17 protein-coding genes are annotated in these 24054 nt (G+C 39.5%); 1 reads left to right on the top strand and 16 read right to left on the bottom strand.

Translation table 11 applies throughout. The features are described from left to right. Positions 1–7: 7 nt before the first annotated feature. From IX315_RS03480 to IX315_RS03470, 3 genes are read right to left on the bottom strand one after another with little or no spacing between them, the layout of a single operon-like run. Complete coding sequence (locus IX315_RS03480) at positions 8–1603, bottom strand: hypothetical protein (protein ID WP_211837161.1); 1596 nt, start codon at positions 1601–1603, stop codon at positions 8–10. A 44-nt stretch (positions 1604–1647) separates the two neighbouring features. Continuing rightward, the gene (locus IX315_RS03475; RefSeq protein ID WP_094399410.1) at positions 1648–1872 is read right to left on the bottom strand and encodes a hypothetical protein; all 225 of its coding nucleotides are present in this window, start codon (positions 1870–1872) and stop codon (positions 1648–1650) included. Positions 1873–1895: 23 nt separating this feature from the next. Then, positions 1896–2657 (bottom strand): DUF4099 domain-containing protein, encoded by a 762-nt coding sequence (locus IX315_RS03470; RefSeq protein ID WP_211837160.1) that lies wholly within the window; start codon positions 2655–2657, stop codon positions 1896–1898. 376 nt (positions 2658–3033) lie between these two features. Here IX315_RS03470 and IX315_RS03465 point away from each other — a divergent pair, with 376 nt between their 5' ends. Beyond that, on the top strand, positions 3034–3519 hold the full coding sequence (locus IX315_RS03465) for a M23 family metallopeptidase (protein WP_243462273.1): 486 nt from the start codon (positions 3034–3036) through the stop codon (positions 3517–3519). A gap of 67 nt (positions 3520–3586) precedes the next feature. Here IX315_RS03465 and IX315_RS03460 read toward each other — a convergent pair whose 3' ends face one another. From IX315_RS03460 to IX315_RS03400, 13 genes are all read right to left on the bottom strand, one after another. Beyond that, entirely contained in the window at positions 3587–3769 is a 183-nt protein-coding gene (locus IX315_RS03460) for a hypothetical protein (RefSeq protein ID WP_025830757.1), read from the bottom strand. A gap of 18 nt (positions 3770–3787) precedes the next feature. Continuing rightward, positions 3788–5506, bottom strand: a complete 1719-nt coding sequence (locus IX315_RS03455) for a hypothetical protein (protein ID WP_139261791.1) — start codon at positions 5504–5506, stop codon at positions 3788–3790. A gap of 25 nt (positions 5507–5531) precedes the next feature. Further along, on the bottom strand, positions 5532–7067 hold the full coding sequence (locus IX315_RS03450; protein WP_211837159.1) for an outer membrane protein assembly factor BamD: 1536 nt from the start codon (positions 7065–7067) through the stop codon (positions 5532–5534). Positions 7068–7080: 13 nt separating this feature from the next. Further along, positions 7081–8595 (bottom strand): BACON domain-containing protein, encoded by a 1515-nt coding sequence (locus tag IX315_RS03445; protein ID WP_211837158.1) that lies wholly within the window; start codon positions 8593–8595, stop codon positions 7081–7083. Between the two features lie 2 nt (positions 8596–8597). Then, a complete protein-coding gene (locus IX315_RS03440; protein WP_034523982.1) occupies positions 8598–9290 on the bottom strand; it encodes a hypothetical protein in 693 nt (230 codons plus the stop codon). Positions 9291–9292: 2 nt separating this feature from the next. Further along, positions 9293–10141, bottom strand: coding sequence for a hypothetical protein (locus tag IX315_RS03435; protein ID WP_025830763.1), 849 nt, complete (start codon positions 10139–10141; stop codon positions 9293–9295). A gap of 2 nt (positions 10142–10143) precedes the next feature. Beyond that, on the bottom strand, positions 10144–12075 hold the full coding sequence (locus tag IX315_RS03430; protein WP_025830764.1) for a hypothetical protein: 1932 nt from the start codon (positions 12073–12075) through the stop codon (positions 10144–10146). Then, on the bottom strand, positions 12075–13688 hold the full coding sequence (locus tag IX315_RS03425; RefSeq protein WP_073312709.1) for a hypothetical protein: 1614 nt from the start codon (positions 13686–13688) through the stop codon (positions 12075–12077). Before IX315_RS03425 ends, IX315_RS03430 begins: the two co-directional genes overlap by 1 nt. Positions 13689–13702: 14 nt before the next feature. Then, positions 13703–14416 carry a DUF805 domain-containing protein gene (locus IX315_RS09735; protein ID WP_244973083.1) on the bottom strand — a complete coding sequence of 238 codons (714 nt, stop codon included), beginning with the start codon at positions 14414–14416 and terminating at the stop codon, positions 13703–13705. Between the two features lie 11 nt (positions 14417–14427). Next, positions 14428–15522: a hypothetical protein gene (locus tag IX315_RS03415; protein ID WP_211837157.1), complete on the bottom strand. Its 1095-nt coding sequence runs from the start codon at positions 15520–15522 to the stop codon at positions 14428–14430. 4 nt (positions 15523–15526) lie between these two features. Next, positions 15527–18253 (bottom strand): S8 family peptidase, encoded by a 2727-nt coding sequence (locus IX315_RS03410; RefSeq protein ID WP_342356942.1) that lies wholly within the window; start codon positions 18251–18253, stop codon positions 15527–15529. Further along, positions 18234–21041: a virulence factor SrfC family protein gene (locus tag IX315_RS03405; RefSeq protein WP_211837156.1), complete on the bottom strand. Its 2808-nt coding sequence runs from the start codon at positions 21039–21041 to the stop codon at positions 18234–18236. The genes IX315_RS03410 and IX315_RS03405 overlap by 20 nt, the downstream gene beginning before the upstream one ends. A 17-nt stretch (positions 21042–21058) precedes the next feature. Beyond that, a partial coding sequence (locus tag IX315_RS03400; RefSeq protein ID WP_211837155.1) for a virulence factor SrfB occupies positions 21059–24054 on the bottom strand: 2996 nt, incomplete at its 5' end.

The following is a 24054-nucleotide window of genomic DNA, read 5'->3' as shown; positions in this document are numbered from 1 at the left end:
TACATAGTTAATATCCTCTCCTTATCTCCGTGGCAACATGATTGGCTTCTGCCTCAAAGTACCTTGCCGCAATCTCCTGTGGTGAATCCACCCCCGGCTTGAAGTAAGGACGTGGACCTCCATGATGTTCTGCATACAATTCCGGGGCAGGATGGTGATGATGGTGGTTCATGTCATGAGCTACCTCTGCCGTAACGACCGCTCCTGCCGTCAGTGCCGCCAGTATCTTCGTACCCAGTCCGGCATTGGCTTCTGGACGTGTCTTCATATCGACCTCATTGAATACCTTCGAGAACAGTTTCATTCGATGGTAGTCATCCACCGCCAAGAATTTGTCGTAGTCCTTCTGCTTGATTTCGTGCGTGATGGCTTCACCATTGATAATGGCGGTCATCCGGTACTTATCCTCGCCTTTCTTTTCTCCCTCTGTTTGTGGAACTTTCTCTACCATGATGTCACCGACTTCCACCTCACGTCCGTGTGCTCCCTCACGATACCAACCCTTGTTTTCATTGAGCAAGGCAAGGTCTTCACCTCTCACCATGGCATCGCCTTGCAATACGTCACGTCTGACAGTCTCTTCCTCTTCCAACGGAAGCAACCGTTCCTCGTCTTGTTGCTGTCTCTGTTGCAACTCCTGTTCAAGTTCAGGATGCAGATGCAGGTCGATGCGCTCCTTGCTGTTTAGTGTGTCCATCAGGATTCTGTCTGCAAAGTCGTCCTTGATGATGCCATTCAGCAGCTCCAAGCGTTGAACGACGGGTACTTCCTTGATAGAGTTGGAGGTGAGCTTCTTCAGTTCCTCTTCCGTCAGGTCATACACCATGTCGGCATTGGCGCTGTTTGACTGGATGGTCAGCGTCTTCGCGTTCTCATCAATGATGATGCCATGCGAAGTTAAGCATTCCTGCCACTTCTCATTGGTGAAATAGACAGGTGAGGTAATCAGTTCCTTATAAGGCTTGGCTGGTTCCGTGCTTCTCGGGCGACTGATGGATGGTGTGATGATTCCTTCCAAATCTTTCAGCACATCCTGTTGCTGTGGACTATAACTCTGCTGCTGTCCCTTGTAATAGAATCCGTAACCGCCGCTCTGCAATTCGCCGGGCTTCATCCTTCCGTCCCAACGCTCCGGAACAATCGGTGCTTCAGGAAAGAACAATCGTCCTCCGACTCTACGAAGATGGAATCCCTCCTGGCTGCGTGGAGTCCAACCAAGGAAAGGAGGTGGCATACCAATGCGCCCCATCCGTCCATACTCGCCGATACCAACACGATAGCCGTACAGTCCCATAGCCACACGTCCGTTGGCATTGCGTGCATGAACGAAGTTCTTGGGCATATAGAAGTCGTTGCCCACAATACTCGTGAAGGTATTGTAGGCCAACTTGTTGGCATGATTCGTTCCCCAGTCGGTCAGAGCCAACATCTGCTTCTCGGTGATGTTATAGGTGAGCAGCGGACTGTCGTGACCTTGCACCACAAGCTGATAGCCGCTGCCATTGCTCACCACATGAGCCTGCATACCATTGCGCATGAGCAGGTCACGCATCTCTGGCTGCAGGTCCATCTGTCGGGGATTCGTATTCTTTCTTATCGCCATACTTATTCTTCACTCTTCATTCTTCACTCTTCACTCTTCATTTCTCAAGCTTCTCCGTTCTCTATTGCCTTCTCCAGTTCCTCATCCTTGTGATGTACAAACTGCTCCGCACTCTCTTCACAAATGCAGAGTCCGTTCTTCAGACAATAGCTTTCATATTCTTCCTGCCATTCAGCAGAATGATGGTTGACATACTCCAACCAACCGTACTCGCCGCTTTGCATCTTCTCAACGAGCACATCCTCTGGATAATATTTGTTTGCTGCCATATACTTATTATATTATGTGTAGATTACTTGTGCATGGAAAAAGAGGCGCGGTTGCGTTCTCCGTTCTTCTTCTGCTCATTCCATAGTTCTTCTGTATACTCCTCTTCAGGCACATAGTCGAGATTACCGTCATCGCCCATGACCCAACAGCCGTAGCAACCGAAGGTGTATTTGTCCCACTCTCGCTTGGTGTTCTCCTTCCACTTCTGACTGTCACCTTGGTTGATTCGAATGCCGGTCTTGTCATTCAGGTCAATGCCTATCGTCACTTGTTCATCCTCCATGATGAGCGTGAGTGGCTCACCCTTCTGCATCACGGTCAGCTCTGCCGAACTCAGTTTCAGCTCATCCTTCAGCACCTCTAAGTTGCGCCCGATGACAGGCGTTGGCACGGACATCACCTGATTGGTCTCCGTGTCAATCTGCACGAAAGCCTTGCTGCTTCTGCCTTCCGCATCCTTCACGTCGGCAAGGATAGCCTTTCCATCCAGCAAATCCTCTTGCTGTTCATGAGTGAATGCCTCCAACGGCGACTTCTCCAGCTGCGGATAGAAGACCACATCCACCTTGCCGTCCTCCATACGGACCAACGCAAATCTGGTGCGGCTCTTCTGCGTCTCGCCCTCATCATTAGTCACCTGAATGGGCAGCAACGGCGAACGTCGTCCCTGACCAATATCTTCCAATGCCCACAAGGGCAGGTCTTCAATCTTTTCTTGTGTGAGACCAAAACGAGCCAGTGTCTGATAAGGCACCTCGCTCTCTTCAAATCGTACTTGCTTCATACTTTAACTTTGAATTTGAAATTAAACTCATGCAAAGTTACTCCTACTATTATATACAATCACTCTATGGCTTCTCACATCCTCAATCTTTTGACGATTATTATTATTTGAGTTTGATTTCTGCTCAAAAATCAAACTCGATTGCTATATTATGTTACAATCTACTTGTCTTCCCTTTGTTCTTTATGCCAGTCAAAGAATTGCTTGTTACTTTTGCGCCATGAAACGATTTATACTCATCACAATAGCAGCAATATTCTGTTCATCAGCAACAGTATTCGCCCAGTTCAACACCGTCACGCAGACCAACGCACGCCGCAAGGCTGTGCCAAAAACGACGCAGTCCGCAACATCCGATCAACAGCCCCCGTGCTCGATGCATCAGCAGCGAGACTCTCTTGCCTTTACCCAAATACAAAACCAAACGGAGCAGACCGACCGCCTCCCGGCACTTGTCAGTCCACTCCGTCATATCTCTGTCACCAGCCCTTTCGGCTATCGCAGAGACCCATTCACAAAAAGAAAAGCCCTACACAACGGGCTTGATCTGAAGGCTGATTACGAACCTGCATACGCCATGATGCACGGCGAGGTCATCAAGGTAGGCAGGGACAAACGTTCAGGCCTGTATGTCACCCTCCGTCACGGTGACTTCACCGTCAGCTATTGCCACCTCTCACAAGTCCTCGTCACCAAAGGCATCCACGTACATCCCGGCACCATCGTCGCCCTGACAGGCAACAGCGGTCGCAGTACAGGGCCGCATCTTCATTTGACATTAAAAAAGGATGGCAAGAACATCAATCCTGCCATCCTTCTTAGTGTTTTGGAAGACCGTATAGGTTACCTAGTACCAAAATAATACCCATTTGCTATTCTTACTTGAAATCACATTTATTATTTTTACTCAACTAAAAACAAAATCAAACTCAAGCAGCTGATAAACGCAATATAAATCCTACCAAAAAACCACCTAATGCAGCAAATAAATAGGAAGAAGCATTTTCAACCTTATTCTTGTTGACAAAATAACAAATGATTCCAATCAAAGGAATTAGGAATGAACAGATGAGAGCAAACACGCCAGCTTTTTCTGATTTTTCTTCAGCCATAATTTTGATGTTTAAAAGTTATTTGAATTTTACAGATTCGAGCAACTCGTCCACATAGTCGGTAGAGTTATCCAAATCATAGAAAGAAGCCACAAACACTTTACCTGTTTCGTCATCAAAAAGAAGATAATAACGCCAATAAACATAAATACCATTCACATAGTGTTTGGTAACCCTATACAAACAGTCATTACCATTTACGTTTATGGCCCCTCTATTGACATTGTCTGTACTATAATTCCTTATATCTTCATCTTTCCAACTATTCCAATAACTATCAAAATTTTCAATTGATTTGTCTGAATCATAATCTGAGCACATAGTACAGCTGCCTATTTCATCATTATTGATACTAAACACGGTTGCACTTGTCCCTTCGATATCCACCACTTGACTTTCACACTCAAAGCTATCAGGAATAGTAAAAATCACGCGTCCGTCTGTTCTTTGATTATATGAAAGTTCTGTTTTTCTCAACTCAGTTTCCTGGTTAGTTCTTGAATCTACCAAAGAGTTAATTTGAGAATAGCCTACAATAAATAAAAAGACAGGAAGAAGTACAGAAGCAGCAACTAGTGCCCAATCGGTAGAAGATACTTTTCTGAATGACTTAGGTAAAACGTCTTGAACCTGATTAGAGAATGTCAGATATAAGAACCAAATAATTCCCCAAATGAAACTTCTTACGACCTGTGTTACACTCTGGAGTCCATTCTCTTCTGTAGATCCACTAATTAAAACAAATAGATTGGTCAAGAATACAAGAGCTACATATGTTTTACCCCAGAATACCGCATTTGGCTTTCTATTTACAAATGAATAGACAGTAAATCCTGCCACAGCTAAAATGAGTAATCCAGTAACAATATCTACAGCGCCTAAACAGAAATTGCCAGCATAATCAGCAGCATTAAATGTGGCTATAGGATATATCGCACTGATTAATCCTCCAACGATAATGGCAAAAAAGAAAAAGGACAGCCATCCATGAATTTCTGTATTTGATTTTAACCATTCACTAGTAATTTCAACAGGTTGAGAATCATTAGATAGTGGAGTCTCACCAGATGGCTCTTTTGTTAAAGTAGTGTAATCCTCGACTTTGTTTATTTTTTCAGTAAACTGTTCTTTAATTGGCCGCCAGTTATTGATGGGATAGTTTGTTAAATCAGTATGTAGGTCTTTGTTTGCCACAGACTGATCATCGATAGCTAAGAAGGTGTATTGATATTGAAAATAATAATCTTGAAATAGATTATTCAAAACATTCACTAGTGACCCATTACCAGTTCCGCTATTAACAATTCGATAAGCATAATTATTAATAATGCTCTGACTAGGTTTTTCATCGATTAAAATTTCATATTCTGTTTTAGAGACAGAACTTAAACATGAACTAACGGCATCCTTTCTATTCTGTGCTAAGGCTGATATTACGTCAAATACTATACCTTGCAAAGAATCCCCAGAAATATCCATTCCGTAAGGAATATTGAGGTAAGCTGTAAGATTATCTCCAAGTCGATTAGGTATTATTTTGCTTACAATAAGCATGATACCCGTCTTAACAGGAGATAATAATAATATGGATGTACCTGATGTTTTACCAAACAACTTGTCATAACAGGTTCTTACATCCATGACATGATTTAACCATTCTGCTTCTCGATTAGAAGCATAAATCATCTGACGTCCACCTGAACAATGGAAACAAGCTGTTTCTATATGACCTTTCATTTTGCTTAAATCTTATTTGTATTTATTATAGGAACCACGTAAAGAAACATCCAATTCGTTGATCATAGTCATTGGTATACTTGAAAAGACCTTGATCTTTTAAGTATTTCTTGTAATAAATACCGAAATCAAGATTCTTGCTAGCAAAGCCTACCTGAGGTTCAATCGATAAAGTTTGTTTATTTACACCGAAATATTCACCTTCTGAAAAGTTGAAACCGAATGCTGCATTACAGCCAATATAAAATTTGCTATATGTGCCAGTTTTAAAGAGATTAAATCTTAAACCTACAGGCACTTCTACAGCATGAGCAACGGTAAGCACAGAAGAGTCGTCCCAATAGTAATCGGCATCACTGTCTAGATACATCAGATATGAATACTCAGCCCCGAAAAGCAGATTAACAGGATCATCCCATCTACCGAATCTGAACTTTAGACCCGTACCAACAGCCATTATATCGTCAAGGTAGTCTAAATGAAATACATTCCATCCTACCATAAAGCGGTTCCTCCACCAAGCTTTATGAGCTGCAACCTTTCTCTGATGTTCGTAATATGCTTTGTCTGATTTTACTTTATTGATGTAACGTTTTACCAAAGCTTTGGTATCATCATCCTTTGCATATGACATAGCTTCATTCATATTATACTCTGATGAATAAGTAGAAAGAGAAGCTCCGAGTAAAGCCGCTAACCTGTTTGACGTTGGGTTGTAGTAAGGATTTGATGTTGAAAGAGAATTAAGATACCTTCTTACTTTTTCAACATCAGAACTTGAAATTACGTCATCAAACTCTTTCTTGTCGTTAATAGCCTTAAGGTGCTGAGCAGGAAGTCCAGACAAAGTCTGAAAGTTATTTGCATCTTTCAAATATGAATAAGCCAATGTGTAATTATTGGTTGAAAAATACCTCTCACCTTTAAGTATATTGAGTCGGTATTTAGCTTGATTGACATACGATGAAGAAGGAAAACTCTGAATAAATGAATTTAATTTGTCTTCATCGTTGGTATTCTTGCAATTGTTCCATTCTATTTCAGCCTGAATGTTCTTTATAGCTTTGTTTGCATCTTCCTTATATGCAAGGATTGAGGAATTAGACAAATATGAGTTATAAGCACTAATTGTATTTTGTTCCTTAGCCTTTTTCCACATATTATAATCCTCGATACGTTTCTTTGCTTGTAAAACGTATTCGCTATTAGGATATTTTGATATGAAGTTCTCTAACGAACTTGTTGTACCAGCGTTACATGCATCTAAATAAGCTTGATAAATCAGTTGTTTCTGTTTCTTTATTCCAGACTCACAACTTTCCAACAATTCCTTTGCTTTAGAATTGTTAGGATCAATTTTTAGCAAGCTATTTAATGTGTTTTGAGCAGCCACATAATCGCCTTTTGCAATATAATTTTGAGCATCAGATAACTTTTTATTTATCATCGTGCTCTTGTCAAATTGCTGCATGGCCATAGTACCAGCGAACACATTATTTGCACTTGACATTGTAATCATGCCAAGTACAAAAAATACGATTATGAATTTATTAAACTTCATATCAATTGGATTTCTACATGTTATAGCAATACGCTTCATTCTCATTCGTAATCAGATAAGTACCACTGTCGGTAAAAGTAATCTTATCCGGCTTAAATGATATAGATTTCAGTTTGACTTCTAAGTTATTTGGAATGTTACTATAGAAGATGCCGTTCTGACAAATTACAACTAAAGCGCGATTGGTTACACAAGCATATTTAATATGTCCATATTTATCGCTCGCCTTATTTAGATTTGATTTATCTGTAGAGTTTGAAGCATATATGTGTTTGTCTGTAATGATGACAAAATCCCCATTCTCAGCTATTGAAACACAATAAATATCTTCTCGGTCATTATTGAACTGATTTAGCTTTAACTTCATGTCATCAGGAACATATCCGTACCATCCATTGCGTCCATAAACTATGCAATAATATCCAGAACTTGTCGCCGTAACAGATTTAAATGTTTCTTTGTTACCATTCAATTCTTTTATTTTTGCGACAAATGAGCTATTAAGATTTCCTGTTGTTGCATATCCATTGCCACCATAGACGGCAACACCTGCTCCACTTTCCGTTAAAGCACCTAATCTGCATTTTCCCCAACCTTTAATGCATGTTGTCAAATAAGAAAGTCCTGACGCATTATCTGTATACGCTCTTGTAGAGCCAGACATCGAAACTCCGTTCTTTGCATAGGTTTGAGATTGTGTTATATTGATTCTCTTCTCAACACCACCTGCGGAAAGAACAAAATAATCAGTACGTTGATTACCTGTATAGTTTGCATCAACAGATAAAGTGAGGGTATTACCTTCTTGCATTAAATGCCCCCAGGAATATGTATTTGTGGAAATCTTCCAAGTGTTGTTGGTGCTAATCGTGATAGATTCTTGACCACCTTCTGAGGCAAAGAACATTTCTGTCTTTGTAACATTCAGATACGGTGAGCTTGAATAAGATGAACCGGATTGAGAAACATTAATTTTTATCTCTTGGCTCCCTGATTTTAGCTTGAAATAGTCGGTTCGTGAAGACGTGCTGGAATTAGCATCAACTTTCAGTGTCAATGTATTGCCACTTCGGGTTAAATGTCCCCAACTAGCAGGATTAACAGAGATTGACCATGAAGGTCCAGACACTGTAATTGTTTCAGTTCCTCCATAAGAACTGAAAGACAAGTTAGATTTAGAAGCAGAAAGGGTGCTACTATATGAAGTTCCTCTATTAGTCGAATTTGAGCTAGAACTAGAGCTATTGCTACGAGATGATGCAACAGGCTTTCCCCCATTATTACATACAGCCAAAAGTTCCTTGGCTTTTGCATTATTTGGATCAAGTTTCAGAACACCATTCAGGTAATTTTTAGCTGCTGAATAATTCCCATTATTGATGTACTCTTGTGCCTTCTTCAACTTCTCCTTTATCATAGTTGATTTGTCAAATTGACAAATACCATTTACAGAGGTCGAAGCAAAAGCCAAAGAGGCAGATTGACCGGTCAGTAGTGCAATCAATATGATTGCATGGGAAAGTTTCATAATCAGTTCATTAGTTCTAACAGATGTAATTCTTTACTCTCTTTGGGATTAAAAACTTTAATAGTCTCGAAGCATTTATCTATAAGGTTGTTGAGATACGGAATAGTCCAATTCTCACTATAGACATCTCTATAATAACGAGTATTCTTTATCTTATCAATGTAAGTTAATGCTTGCTTTTGACCAGTAAAAGGATTACCCAATCCCTTATCGTTCTGAGCCTCTATAAATATAGCATTAAGTTCCTGTGTAAACTTACCATATTCATTTAGCAAGAACCTCAATCTTCCAAACTTGCTTTTCAATTCTGGAGAATACATCTTCTCAAAGTTTTCCATTGCCTGATTCACTCGGTTCTGGTCATACTTCTTTCGCAAACAATCATTTGATAATCGAGCAACAATTGTGTCTGCAAAAAGAAGATAACTATTAAGCCTTTCAATCTTTTTGTTCTGAACCTTAATTGTTTGCTCATAATCATAAAGCTTACCATTTAATGAGGTCTCTGACTGCTTGTACTGTGCAATTAGACCTTTTAAACGATCTATTTCATGTTGAAGAGAGTCGACTTTAATAACCTCAACGGGAGTCTCGGCAACAACTTCAACTGTGTTTTTTAGTGTATCTTGTTCCTGAGCATTTATACCTAAAGGGAACATGACCACAGAAAATAGTAAAATGCTGAATTTCTTCATAATTAATTATTGAACGTTGCATTTGAGTAATAACTTCCAGCACGGCTTTCGAGTGAACTTATATCAGATACTCTTCCATATGTGCTTCTTGCATTATTCTTATATTCATCAAATTTTTCGGAAATGCTTAACGCTATTTTGTCATATTCTGTTTGACTGTAATTATAGTAAGGTCGTAGCCTTTCTACTTGCCCAGCCAAATAAGAATAATGAGCTTGTTCCAAACGAGTAGATACGGAATTTAAACGTGAAACGAGTTCTGTACAATTATTAATAGGTGACATTGAAGCATACTTCTTTGCTGTTGCAATTTTCTGCTTTGCTGCTTGAATACCATTATAACCACTAACAGAAGCGGCTCTCTTTGCTTCGTAATATGCTACAATCACATTATGAACTTCATTTAGAGAAGAATTCGCAACGCCCTGAATAACGATTTTATTTTCCGTAGTTACAAGACCTTGCAATTCTGAAATACGAGTATTTATTTTCTGTAATTCTCCCTCATTCCATACAGATTTACTAAATTTTGAATTACATGCAGACACATAAGTTGGAACGTACTGCGTTGCAAATAACTCCAATAATTCATTTCTTTCTTGATTGGTTAAAAAAGAGTTGGCCAGTTGCAAATCAAGTTCATGAGTAATAGCAACATAGAAAGAATCTAAGGCTAAGTCTGTATTTGCAGACTTAACCTGAGAAATATCTTTCTTGTCGGAATTGACATATTGATTTTTAAATTCCAGTTTACCAGGAGGAGACACAATGGTCTTATAATATGCCATTACGCCACCAACCGCAAGTAATATGGCAACTACGAGCAATATGATTTTTATTGATTTATTCATAATTATAGTCCTCCATTTGTAGTCTTTTCACTTTTTCCTGTTCCTTTCTTAGCTGGTGAAGCACCAGATTTACCAGATGTAGAACCAGATTTGCTCGCATTTTTCCCACTATTGGCACCTACATTAGGATGAAATCCTCCATTATTAGAAGAAGGTTTGGGAGTCTGATCTCGATCCAGCCAATTAATATAATTTGTAAGACTTATCTGCTCATCATCAGGCTTATTATATGTTGGATTGTGTGAGCCTTGTTTTGGATTCCAACCATTACTTAATGTCTTATTCGCAGATTCACATACTTTCTTAAATTGTTGAGATTTTGAAAGTTTATCATACCAATCATTTAAGAGACTGGACAAATCAAAAGTATTCATATCCTCAAACAGGCCTATTAGGTCGGGATACGTCTCCATATCTGACTTCGTCCAAGTAGAGTTGCCATCAAGATATTTAATAGCAGCATCAAGAGAGATGTCTGCGGTACCATTCTGTCCTGATTCAACCTGATTGTCGGCTTGATTTTGAATGCTATCATCAGTTTCCGTGGAACCTTCTAAATTATACTGTTGGGCAGGACGATCTTCTTCCCAAGGCGGAAGACCAAACTTGAAATGATGAGTGTCAAGCCATGCGTCAAATGCAGCATAAGCAATGATAAGCATAACAACAGCCAATGCTGCAAAAAAGCCCCATAATCTCTGTTTCCAAACGAACCACGAACTCATTCTTAAGACCTTGTTACCATGGTTTTCTTCTTCAAATTCATACCCTCTGAGAGGGGAATCGTATTTTGAAGAAAGATACTTAGATTCCAATGTCATTTCTGCATGCTTGCCATTGGCCAGTTCTATTGTTGTTTGATAAGACTTCACCTTACGATTTAAAATAATTTCACAGATTTCGTTAAGTAATAGATTTCGTTTATGTTCAAAAGGTTCGTAGTCAGGTGCAGAATATTTAACTGTAGCCTGACGACAATCTTCTTCATAAAGAAATACTTCCTGCCCATTTGTAATATCAGTGCCATTAATGGAAATACGCACATCTTCAATCTTTTCATGATTGCGGTTATAAACCGTAAACATGGATGGATTGATACGCTTTTTCCATTTTACTGTTCTTGGATCGATGAAACATTTCTGCCCATCTTCCTGAATAGTAATAGGGGGTAAAATCACTGGTTCAAAACCATCTCGCAGAGCAAACAATTGAATTCGATCCCCCTTCTTGGTTAGAACTGGGGAATTGAACTCTTGTTTTGTGGAGAAAACAATCTTGGTTCCTCTACCAAGAAGACGAACTTCTTCTGGTGATGGTGCCTTAAAGATACAAGTCTTTTCAATTGTTATCTTTGTTAAATCTTTGAATCTTGAGACTTGTTCCTTTGCAATTTTAACTTCACTGTTCTTATCTAGAAGAAATATTGCCTTGAAATTTGAATAGTATGGCTGATAACGATCAGTATCTAGGATTTCCTTCATGCTGTAATACACGTCAATAAATCGCACACCGAACTCTTCGCCAGATGAAGGAACATAAGATGCTGCATAATCTTTCTTAGGATATTCTTTTGAGAAGAAAGATTCAATATCTGAAATATAATCATTCAGGTTTGATTGAGAGAGAATATTACGTACATAATTATATGTGTTCATAACATCCTCACCACTTGCTTCAATAGTATTTGGGATATAAATCCATCCACTAAGGAAGTCGCCAACACGACCAGAGATTGCTCTAAGTTGAGTTAAGAAACAACCTCCTTCATCGAAAGACATAAATGTCACGATATTATCTGTTCCTTGCAAACCATTAAAGAGTTTAAGAAACTCTCTAATATCTACAACTTTATTTGTCCATTGACCTTTATTGCATTCAATGGCATTACCCGCACCCTGACTTGCGAGCTTTATTGCGAAACCTAACTTGTTCATTATCTCTTAAATAAATTGAATCCTTTTTGAAGTTTACCATTCTTAAATCCCTTAGAACGCTCAAGCAACTTGCGAACGACATTGCTGGCTGGTCTCTCGTCAAACAGACAATAATCCTGAAAGCATACTTGACCAAGAGAGAATGGAACTATTTCCACATTTCCATTATTAATTTCACAGTCTTTGCAAATCTTAACAAGTCCATTGTAGAAACCACCATAAGTTTCCGAAATGTATTCTCTTAAGATACTTGATAATTGACCTTTACCAGCCTTAGCCTTATCTACCTTAGTTATCATTAAATAGATGGCATCTGTATCATCTTTGAAAATACCAGTTCGTTCAATGTAGCGAAGTGCACCGTCAAGATATACATTCTGAGTAAGACCTTCATACTTTCTGTCATCTGCGCCATATTCAAGCACAAAGAAGTGAATCTTTCGGTTCTTAGTACGATTATCTATCAAGACACGAGTAAGAGTGTCGAGTGCATCCATTTCATCATCACTCATATCCTCATTTGCATCAGACTTATACATACAACGAACCAACTCACCTGCTAAGTCAATACAGGTTAGTGGATGAACTGCATTATTTTCATCTTCAAGGTCAAATCCCATCTCGTATGTTGAATAGATGGATGTTCCTTCCGGCAAAGTACCTACACGGTCATTTGATTTGAAAAGAGCTGCCAAACGAGTCATATAGCCATAGCCCTGGCAATCATTATCCTGGCACATGCTCTTTGCAACGCGACCATTGCCTGCAACGCTAAGAATTGCTCCTAATGCACAACTCTTACCAGAAGATGGAATACCCCAGAAATAGATTTCGGTAGATAGCTTATTGATCTTATCTAATTTACGCGGTATAGCAAAACCTTGAGTTGTTTCACCATTGACAAGGTGTCTGATGAAAGCCGCATTAATACCGATTGTCTCGAAATCATCATAATCGAGATAACCATTATCTAGAAGCATATTCACAACAGATGCACGCAGAATGTTATGGTCTGCCTTAAGCATAGCCATCAGGTCTGAGTGTTTGATTTTACCTCTGTCCAGATATCCTACTATGGTTTTGTAGATTTCATCATCAGTATTAATGACAGCTTTGTCTGCCTGTATATTTTTGATACGTTTGACAAGCGCGTCTATATCGAAGCCTATAAACTCTTCACGGCGTAATTTGTTTATGAGCTTCTTTGCCTCTACACAATGTATGTCATCAGGGTTTTCTTCACAGAATCTACGCAATTCTGGAATGCTGTTTTTATCAACAGACTCCCAGGCATTAGCAGAAGCCTTATGTACTTCTGCCTCCTGCAAACTGCGAATAAGTGAACGAGCTTCTTCTCTGTGGGAACCATCAGGATATGTGGACAAATACTTTTCAAGAGCTTCTATACTTCTTGAATTTCTTGCATTTGTCCAATCCTCTTGTTCGGATCCCGCAATTTTACGCTCAACTTCTTTCCTCACAGAAGCTGGGAAGCAGCCATCTGTGTCATCACATAGCTCATCGAATGTTACAATGCCACTCTTGATGTAACCAACAAGTTCATCAGCAGTGTACATGTCAACATTCTCGAGTATAGCTAATTTACTTGGCATATTATATTATTGTATTATTCTTTTGGATTATTACCGTATTCATTAGAACCTTCATCACTTCCTCCAAACATAAGGACAAAAACATAGAAGGGTATCAATTGGTACCACCCTGAGTTTCCTCTATCATGGCAGCGTTTTGCATTCTGTGCCCATATGAACCAAATCATAGGAATGAACGAAATTAAAACGAACAAGGAGGCTCCCGCAGATGGATCAGGAGTTGCCATCATTGCGTTAATTACTCCATACCATATCATATAGATAAGGAAGGACAGACAATATTCTGTTCTTCTGATTCTTCCATTAAAAGAGAATGGTCTTTTGAACATTCCTTTGTTAGAAGGAGTGTTAGAAGTTGATGATACTTTCTTTTTCGCAGGTTCAACAGTAGGGGTATCTGTTGCGGTGACAATTGAGGCTTCTGGTATAGTTATCTCAGAAGGAATATCCGTATCTATGGCTTTTGGAATTTCTATATCGTCTGAAGGATCTTCATCTAAATTAAGAGTTGGTGCATCTTCTACTGTAGGTGCTACTTCTGGTGCAGAAGGAGTTGCTTCAGTTGTCTTTGCTGCAAGTCTCTCTTCGATGCGTCTGCGCATTAGAGGAGTAAGATTACCACTTTTACTCAGTTCATATACTGTTACCGTGCCAGCCTTGATTGCTTCGACAATCTGATCTGCGGTATATTCTCTTAAATTGTTAAGTATATCTGATTTTGTTGCCATAATGAGATTATTTACATTGTAAATGAAGCGTAGTCGTCATCCTCGTCGTTAGACTTTGCTTTCGAAGGAATCGGTTCGTCATCTTCTTCGTAAGATTCAATTTTAACTTCTTGACGTTTTTTGATAGGTTTAGATGGTTCTATAGTCATACTTGACGAACGAGATGCACCCTTTTCCATTCCCAAGAGACGCAATTGGCTCTTAGTGTGTCTATCCTGAAGGAAATAAGGGAATAACAAGGCAAAGTACAAAACGATTGAACCGAGAATAGATACAATAGGAGGAAATGCTGTGCCTGTAAATTTACCAGTGAGTCCATCAAGACCTGCATCAACAGATGCAAGACTTCCACTTACTTCACTAAAAGTGTTCACCTGATTATATCCATTGAACTCTTCATTATTCATTTTGTGACTTGAAAAATCTGCAAGTTGAATATTCCATTCATGAATAGCTTTCTTAATCTCTTTCGTATTTCCTAAAAGGAAAACATTCCAAGTGCTTGCACCATTACTAGATGATTCTATCCACTTTGTTGCTTCTGTTTTCAAAGAATCATAATTTTCAGAAATAAGCTGAAGACGTAATGCCTTTACCATATTCCCCTTTTGGATTTGTTCACTACCTTTGGTAAAACCACAAGAAGTAAATTCTCCAGGTTGTATGCTTTGATTATTAATTACTCTGTCAAGCATGTGTTCATAATTTGCTATTCGCTCTTTTGAGTATGAGTCATAGTCAGAAAACATTTGCTTTGAGGCAGTAATAGCATCTGTAAAGTGACCTACAATCTCTTCGTCTTGGCTTTGTACTGTTCCAAAGTGATAGAATGGCAACATACAAAGAATAAACACGATAGGAGAACCAAATATGAAAACACGTTCTACCCAAATACGCTTTGCGAATTTTTTAGTTGTAGCCTTCATCATCTGTGCTCCAATGAAGAACACAAACAAAACTATATCTATTACAACCATGGCGATGGAAGCCTTTGTAAAGTCTCCATCCGTCATATAGGTTACACCTACGAATGTTATATAACTTAAAACAATGAGAGCCAAAAATGCTATTATATGCCCCCATGAGAATTTTAATTGTTCGTTCATTATCTTATCTATTATTCGGTAACAGTTTTTCTAATTCGGTTATTTTTTTCTTGTACTCTGCAATCTGCCTGCGAATTGCATCATAATCCGTCTCATTGGTTTGTTGAGGAGGAGTTTGAGGTACAGGGGTTTCTTCGATTTCCACTACACGACGAGCTGAAGAATCATCACCTACTCCATCAGGAACAGGTCTTAATTGTCTTTCCTCGGGTTCACTAAAATCACCTCTTTTCACAGCAGCAAGGGCTTTGTCAACCAATACCATTGGAGGAATATAGCCATACACATCTGCTCCTGTTTTATAGAGAACATTACGAGCTTGTGTCACTGTCAAATCCTTTTTCAGAGATTTCATTAAAGCTATAGTACCAGTAACAATAGGTGCTGCCATGCTTGTACCATCACAAGACTGGAATCCTCCCCTTGGGAACGAACTATAAACACCTTTTCCTGGTGCAGATATATCAGAACATGGTCCGTAGTTTGTGAAATCCGTTGGATAAAGATTCTTATCAACTGCTGCAACTACTATAGAAGAAGCATTTCTGTTTTCAGGAGGGACGCTCGACAGAATATCATCATTACCAGCCGCAAACACCAAAATGCATTTCTTTTTTGCGGCGAGCATACATACTCTTGCCCAAAGCCTTTCTACATTTTTGAATTGAGAGCGAGCAATTTGATCCTGCTGCTCTGGAGGAAGCATGTTTAGCCCTTTAAATGATGGACAAACAGAAAGATTAACAACATCTGCATCATGATGAACAGCATACATAACACCTGCGACAAGTGCTGATAATGGACATTGTCTATTGTCGAATACCTGTATTGGCATTAACTGACAATTAGGCGCGACTCCAGCTGCTCCTTCATTAACATAGTCCGCACAACCAGCAGCTAGACCTGCAGTGTGAGTACCATGACCATCACCGAGACTTAACCTGTTATCCTGAGTAAACACATTGTAAGCATCTACGATTCTTCCCTTGAACATTGGATGTGCAGCCTCAATACCATCATCGACAACTGCAATTTTAACGTCTGAGGAGCCCTTAGTAATAGCCCAACCTGCCTGAAGGTTTATTGCTTTGATATGCCAACCTTTGTTTACGGACTGAGCACTTACCTGTCCATTTAACTCATAAATTTCTTCATCAAAGACAATAAATTTATGATTTGGAATCTTACTGTTAATGTTTTGCCGGATTTGGTCTCTTTCGTTTTCAGGAATTTGTATTACAAGAAGCTTAACTTCCTTATCGTAACCAATAATGGAATACTGATTGCCAGGATAAGCCTTTTTGAAATCTTGAGCCAAAGATTCGATATTGTCATTCTCGTTCTCCATAAAGAGAAAGAGTCGATTGGCAATAGTATTTGGAACTCCAGGTTGTTCAACAATAGGGATGTCGGAACCATCCTCACCCAAAACAGGTGCTACGTAAGTTCCTCCATCAGGAAGTACACCATCTTCACCTGTTAAAGGATGAGAATAACCATTATTATCTACAACCCTACCGTCTGAACGAGTTATAGTGTCCATAGGCACAACGCCATTGATTGGTGCGTGATGACCAGAACAGCCGACACAACCTCTAAGTAGCCATGATAGAAGCCAACAAAGAAGTATGCCAAGAAGAATCCACAACAGCCACTTCAAGCATCCTTTACCAGCAAATAAACCAGTCAGCCAAAGCCACCAACGGCGATACCAAGGAATGATTTCCTCATATTGAGCAGTAAAGACTTTATCTCCGTCAACGAGCATGTTATACGGTGAGACATTCCATCCCTTAAACTTATATCCTTTATTCGGTGTTATTCCAGGAATTTCACCATTAGCTAATCTTGTATTAGCCTCTTTGCGTACAGTAGAGGCTCCATCAATCTTTCCATGTTCACCTGCATCAAACTTACAACAGAAGTAATCTGGTGTTGGCGGTACAGGTGGTACAGGCGGATTTGGCGGTACAGGTGGTGTCGGTGGAGGTACAGGGGTTGCTGCCTTCTCATATTTAGCAGTAAAACTCATATCTGAATTGACAACCTGACCAAGAGGAGAAGGTTCCCAGCCTGCAAAACTCCAACCATCCATAACGGTTAGTTCTGGAAGGTCAGCACTTGTCAGAATTGCTCCCTCTGCTCTGTTCATGCTCTTATCGAGTTTAGAAAGAGATCCGTGTTCACCGGCATCAAAAGAAATCTTATACTTCTTTACATATTCAAAATCATGAATTACGGAACCAACGACCTTGTGCTGACGAACATCAGGAGTCATACCCCATGCTACAAGATAGACTTTACCATCACCACAATAGACTCGATCATCGTCAATGTATTTGATGGCTCCTGCCATGATTTGCAAATCCTCTCCATTCAATTCCATAATGGAAGATTTGTAAGTTCTGACAGTATCTTGAAGTATACTCTTGTATCTATCGTATTCCACACCCGACAAATCTGTTAGGCGACTCGGTCGTTCATTCCAATTGTCAACATGCCAGCAAATTTGGTCTTCGTCATCCAAATACTCAGGTGTAGCAAGAAAATGATGAAGGTTTGTGGGCACAGTCCTTTTGACAACGCTAAAAACGCTGTCATATCTCTTATACATAGGGTCATGACCAATACCTTGATAGTCGGTAAAGTCAGAAACTTCTGTATAGCAGAGTTTTTGTTTTCCAAAGAAAGTATGTCCTGCCATAATAATATTATTTATAGAGGGTATCACATCCTTCGATTAATTCTTTAACCTTAGCATTTGCCACTGGGTCAACATGAGAAATGTCACTAGCGTATAGAAGACCAATTGTGACAAGGTTTTCCCAACGCTGGAAATTATCCCAGAGAGGCAGTTTCATCAAAGACGTTTTATCTACTTCATCTATATTTGAAGCTGCATCGAATGCACTCAGTGTTTGCAACAATGGCTGCGGCTTTCTTATAACATTCCAAGCTGAAGGGCTAAGGTCAACCTTAATCTTACACTTATCTGCTTTAACCCTGATAGACTCTGCTTCAGCATCGCTGATATAATTACGTCCTACAGAGCTTACAAAATTATTAAGTGTCAATGCCGCATAATCAGCAATAGCATTAGGCTGCTCGTTCAAACTGAACACCTTGCAATAGCGGTCAATGCGTTCTGATAGCACATTCTTGATACCCATCTTCTTTAGTAAAGCAGACAGCATGAATACAACATCCTCCGAGTGTGGCAACATATGCTCCAGAACCTTAACCTTATTGTTTATATAAGCGTTCCAGTAATCTACAATATGCTTTGTAACTACGTCTGCTACAGTCGTTAGTGTCTCAGTCTCGCTTGAAATAACTTCAGCTATTGTACAGCCACGTGTTTTCAAGGCCTCTTCAAGTTTTGCTATGTCGCATCCGAAGAAGCCACAAAGCTTCTGAATATTGACTTGCTTGTTCTCTGTTGGGTCAATATCTGCCTGTTTTCTTATGAAGTTGATAACGGAAAAGTCCTTTGGAGTATCTGTATGGCAGATAATAATATCGTAAGCGATGTCACGAAGGTCACCAACAGGAACCATAAGGTTGTCAATGATATGACCAAATATCTCAGGTTTCTCGCCAACACTGAGAATAAGAGACATTCTTATGTCACTTGCAATTTGCTTAACCTTCTGATTTTTGGCATCTTTATCTTCTGGCTCGAAATACACAGACAGTGTATTATACATTTCTGTCTTAATATTCATAAGTTGGACAAGGTACTTTTTCTTTCGAGCTTCTTCTAATACTCCTGCAATGGAATCAAGGCTTCTAATAATAGCCTTAGAACCATCATTATTTACAGTAGCAACATCATTCCAAGTCTGTTCAGGGTCTGCGAAATGACGCTTCACGAACTCGTTCTTCAAGAAACTTGCTTTTAAGTTATCAAAATAGTTCGGATAGTCAAGATGAGTGTGAACGCACTTCTCATCTGATTTAATGTCACCATCGCTGTAGCCATCAAATACGCCATTCTTACCTGACCAGTAAAAATCACGAAGAGGGTATATATTCTGGAAAGCAGCAGAGCGGAATAAACCACCAGGCTTCACCCAATCATCGAGCCATCTGTTTGGCTTAATGATTTCAGGGAATACAGTATCGAAACGATTCCAGTGAGCATCGAGTTTGTCAACATTAGAAGCATTGTCGGTTTTTGTTCTTTCCAAGTCAATATTGAACTTCGTGGCAACAAGGAACAATGGAGCAATTCCGTTAGTATTGTTCAACATGCTTGCACGTTCATCAGGCGTTGAACCAATATTATCTTCAAGCCAACTATTAATGGTCTCGCCAATTGTTGCTTCTGCTTTTTGGTCATTATGATGGCAGAACAAAACGCTGCTAATGCGAAGAGAACGTGAATACTTGTTAAACAAGTAAGCGACCTTACCGCGTCTGAGAATCTTAGGCAATACGGTATGTATTTCCTGTTCCTTATATTTCTCACGCGAGCGTGCGCCAGGGAAGTCAAGAAGATCCAACTTATGAAGGAACTTTCTGTCATTTGCTACCGATGCAGGTAATTCAAAGGTCAACTCTGCTATAAGTGCAGAAAGATTGCCTTTGTGGAAATCACGTGCAAGTATATTGCCCTTTGAATCGTATACATCAGTATAAATTTCATCTCTACCAGTATCTATTTGAACTCCACATACAGTGTCAAGCCATTCAATCTTAAGCAATGTACCCTTATCCCTGAGTACAGCTGAGAAAGGAACATAAATGTCTGTTTGGAAATTTAACTTTTTATACTCATTGATGAGAATGCTGAACAAGTGACTTAATTCTGCATTCTTATTCCAAAGAAGGCTAAAGATTTCCACCCATTTATCATAGGAAACGTACTGAATTACAGGAGCAACAATCTTAGCAAAATTTGACTGATTAACACCTGCTGCTGCATTGCCAATTACATCATGAAGGTAATCAGCAATATCTTTAATGTCATCATCATCAATTTCATTTTGATGTACAATCTTTGAAGCCCACAGATTATTCATTCCTTCAAGTGCCTTATTGATGTCATCATACTTCAACACGCTATCCTGATTAATCTTGATGTCATTGTAATATGAATCTGCCAAAAGAAGTATAATGTCAACAACTGAAAGGTTACGCACTTTAACGTAATCTTTCATGGCAGGGTTCCCTTGACTCAAAGTAAAACGTGTGATGACACCCGTTGATTCTATCTTGGCATTGTTACCGCCACTTGGGTTAAGATCATCGATGAAACTGTATGACTTGCCAGCATTGACAATTACAAATGGAGAATTGGGTGATGACAAGAGGCTACTCATCAAGTAGGACTTACCTACCTGACTTTCTCCATAGGCAGCAGCTGAACAATTCTCTTCCAAAGCAGCATAAATTCGTCTCAACTTACGGCGATATTCTTTGAATACCTCGTAAGGGAATGACTCTTTACCAAACTCTTTTGCCCAAGCGATTGAACCATCAATCAGGGCGATATGTTGATTTATATCTTGTAACATGATTTTTCATTTTAAGATTAGAAATCAAAAGCGCCTGAATCTAACCAGTACTGCTCGTCAACACCAAGGCTCTGGATATGAATCTCCAGATTGCCATCCATAACATCATTTCCTTCCTTATCAGTTATAGAAGAAATGGTAAGGTTCTCCTTATCTTCAGCATCACGCTCGATGGTTATCTTGAATGGCATACGCTTCTTCAAGGTATCAATAGCTTCATTAACTAAACCCATCACTTTTGCATCGGTTGGACATCCTTCGTTACTAAGTACAGCCTTCTTTCTAATCTTGTCGGCCATCTTATGACGATTAAAATCAATTGAGTACAAAGCACGGCATGGATAAGAATCCATACCAATCTGTCGAACATTCAACGTCTCAGGAATGCTACTAACAGTTATATCGCCTCGGTTCTGATCGGGAGTAATGAAGTACTCTATCGGTTGTCCTTCTCGGGAAGCCTCAATAAAGTTGACGGTTGATTTTAGATTCTTCTTCAACAAGTCAAGATTTATAATGAACTTATTCAGGTTTGACAACTCAGATGCATAATGTCCAAGAACACCACCCATTGCCACAACTGTTTTAGCATTCTTAATGTAGCCTGTATTCTCCCCGAATGGGTACCAATCGCCTACATAGTAATCGTTAAGAACAATCAGTCTGTTAGGTGAAACAGAATAATATTTTAAGAAAATATCGCGAATAGCAGGTAGCGAAGCTGGACGACCAGAGAGAAGCACCACATCACATGCAAATGAATACACGATTGTAGCAACCTTCTTCAATAGAGGTTCAAATTCTTTACGCACAATTTCCGAAACTGCTTCTTTGTTGAAACGCCAACTCAATGTTGTTATGTCGATGTTCATCTTTCTCTTGAACTCTTCAATAACAACATCATTAGGAGGACAATCTGCGAATACATCAGAGTACTTAACAACGCAATCCTTGCTATTCTGTTTCAACAACTCAAGGAAATGGCACATTAAAGGTACCGAGTACTGGATATTAAAATCCTTGCGTAATACTCTATCTGCAATTGATTGTCCGTTATAATCTTCACCGAAGAAGTCTTTTATCTTCTGACGATAATCTCTTGTAGAAAGTGATTTGAGCTCTGTCCTGAAAGCACTATTTTCATCAAGTAGCATTATGTTCTTGATGAGTGCATGAAGCATATCGTCACCTGCAAAGTAATAACTATCGTAAAACTTTGGATCAGGTGTGATGGTAGTAACATCACCCTTGATGTAAGTGTACTTACTAATCATCAAGTCTGAGGTTCCAGCTCCTATATCCAAAGAGCCAACAGTTATTGATGGTTGAACATCACCATCATCAACTTTGCCATAAAGGTTAAAGAACTCCTGACAGCAACCCTTGTATTTGTGACCTACTTCACCATACATGTAAACCAACTGAGAACATGTGGCTTCGTCATAATACCAAGAGCCATCGTCATCCTTCATAGAACGAACTGCTGGGATGACTTCTACTGACTTTCCTGGTTTTGGATTATCAGAAGGGTTCTTATATTCAAAGTTCTCAAGAAGAATAACAGCATCCTTGGCACAATGTATCAAAGCCTCACGCTCAACCTTTGACATCGCGGTTGGACATGTGATGATTATTCTGCGAATCCTTCTTGGCATGGAAGGTTTACCAAAGCCTGTCTTGTTAGAACGATGTTCTTCACCATTGATCTGTGTTTTTGCCTGAATAAGCATCTCAAGGAAAGAGAACGTCATGAGTGAGCGGCGAGAATAATGGAATGAGCTACCACTCTCGCCTGTCAAATCCAACTTTCCATCACTCTTCAACTGGTTGGTAATTCCTCTGAGGTTGAGGATATGGTCATCCTTTTCCCCATTAAGTACAAGGAATTTCCATTCCTCCTTGTTTGGTCGCCAATCCCAAAGATAACGCTTAGGACTTGAATATGTAGATAATGACTCAACTTCATCAGCACTATTAGTAGCGAGATGAATCAACGTGTTAGCTTCTTGGCCTAAACGAATCAGGCTTGGATAAACAAATTGCTTGCTATCCTTTATACCAAAGTCGCCAAAATCCACCTTGCGGAAAGCAAGTCGCATATCGAAAGGTTCGTCATGCTTGTTAACAACGAGCGATTCTCCTGCTTCTTTTACCAAGTTGGTGTAATCGGTCAGTTCGAGTTGACGAACCTGATTGAAGTTTGTGTTATCTTCAATCAATAATGCTGTCGTACGAGAGTTACCGATGTCAACAACCATGTCAACATCCTTAATCTCAACATCAGTGTCTTTATATAGTTTAATCTTTGGAAACGCGTCTTTTTGTGCAAGATAGTTTATCAAGAATGCATAGGAAGCAATATAAGCCATACGTCTAACATTGGCTCCCTTGATCTGAGAAACTCGAGCAATGCCAGGATGAACAAGATGGAGAAGATATTCATCAATATAGCTCCAGTTATTACCAGGAGAGCAGAAATCCATCAGATAAAACTCGTTGCTACAGAGCTCAAAGTCCATATCACCCCTGAAAACGTCTGGGAAAACAGGACACTCATCATATTCATCACTTTCGCAACGAGCTCTTGTATCAAAAGCAAGCAAAACATCATAGTTCTTCTGCCCCTTCTCATCTCCCTTTGGAACCAGCTTAACACGAGCCCAGTTTAGAGGACCGAATTTAAAGCGTTTTGGGGTGCGCTTAAAGAAATACGGAACGGGTATCCATACGTTTTCGAACATAGACAATTTGTTGTCTCTGTCCGCAAATGTCATACTGAAAATATCACCCTTTACTCCTGGGCAATTCTCATCTTCTATGCGTAATGGTAGTATTCCATCGTTTTTTAAATCATTAACATCGATCTCGATAGTAGGGTCGCTGAGATAACCACCTTTATGGAGCTTTTGCTTATTGTAATAATAGCATTCATCATCCGTACGTAATTCATAAACGGGATCAAGTCTCCATACACCATTTTCAGTATCGTACCATTCATGATACCATAATTTGA

Source organism: Porphyromonas levii (assembly GCF_018206105.1).
GTDB lineage: Bacteria > Bacteroidota > Bacteroidia > Bacteroidales > Porphyromonadaceae > Porphyromonas_A > Porphyromonas_A levii.
Note: the sequence above shows the minus strand (reverse complement) of the source record. Positions and strands in the feature narration are given on the sequence as shown.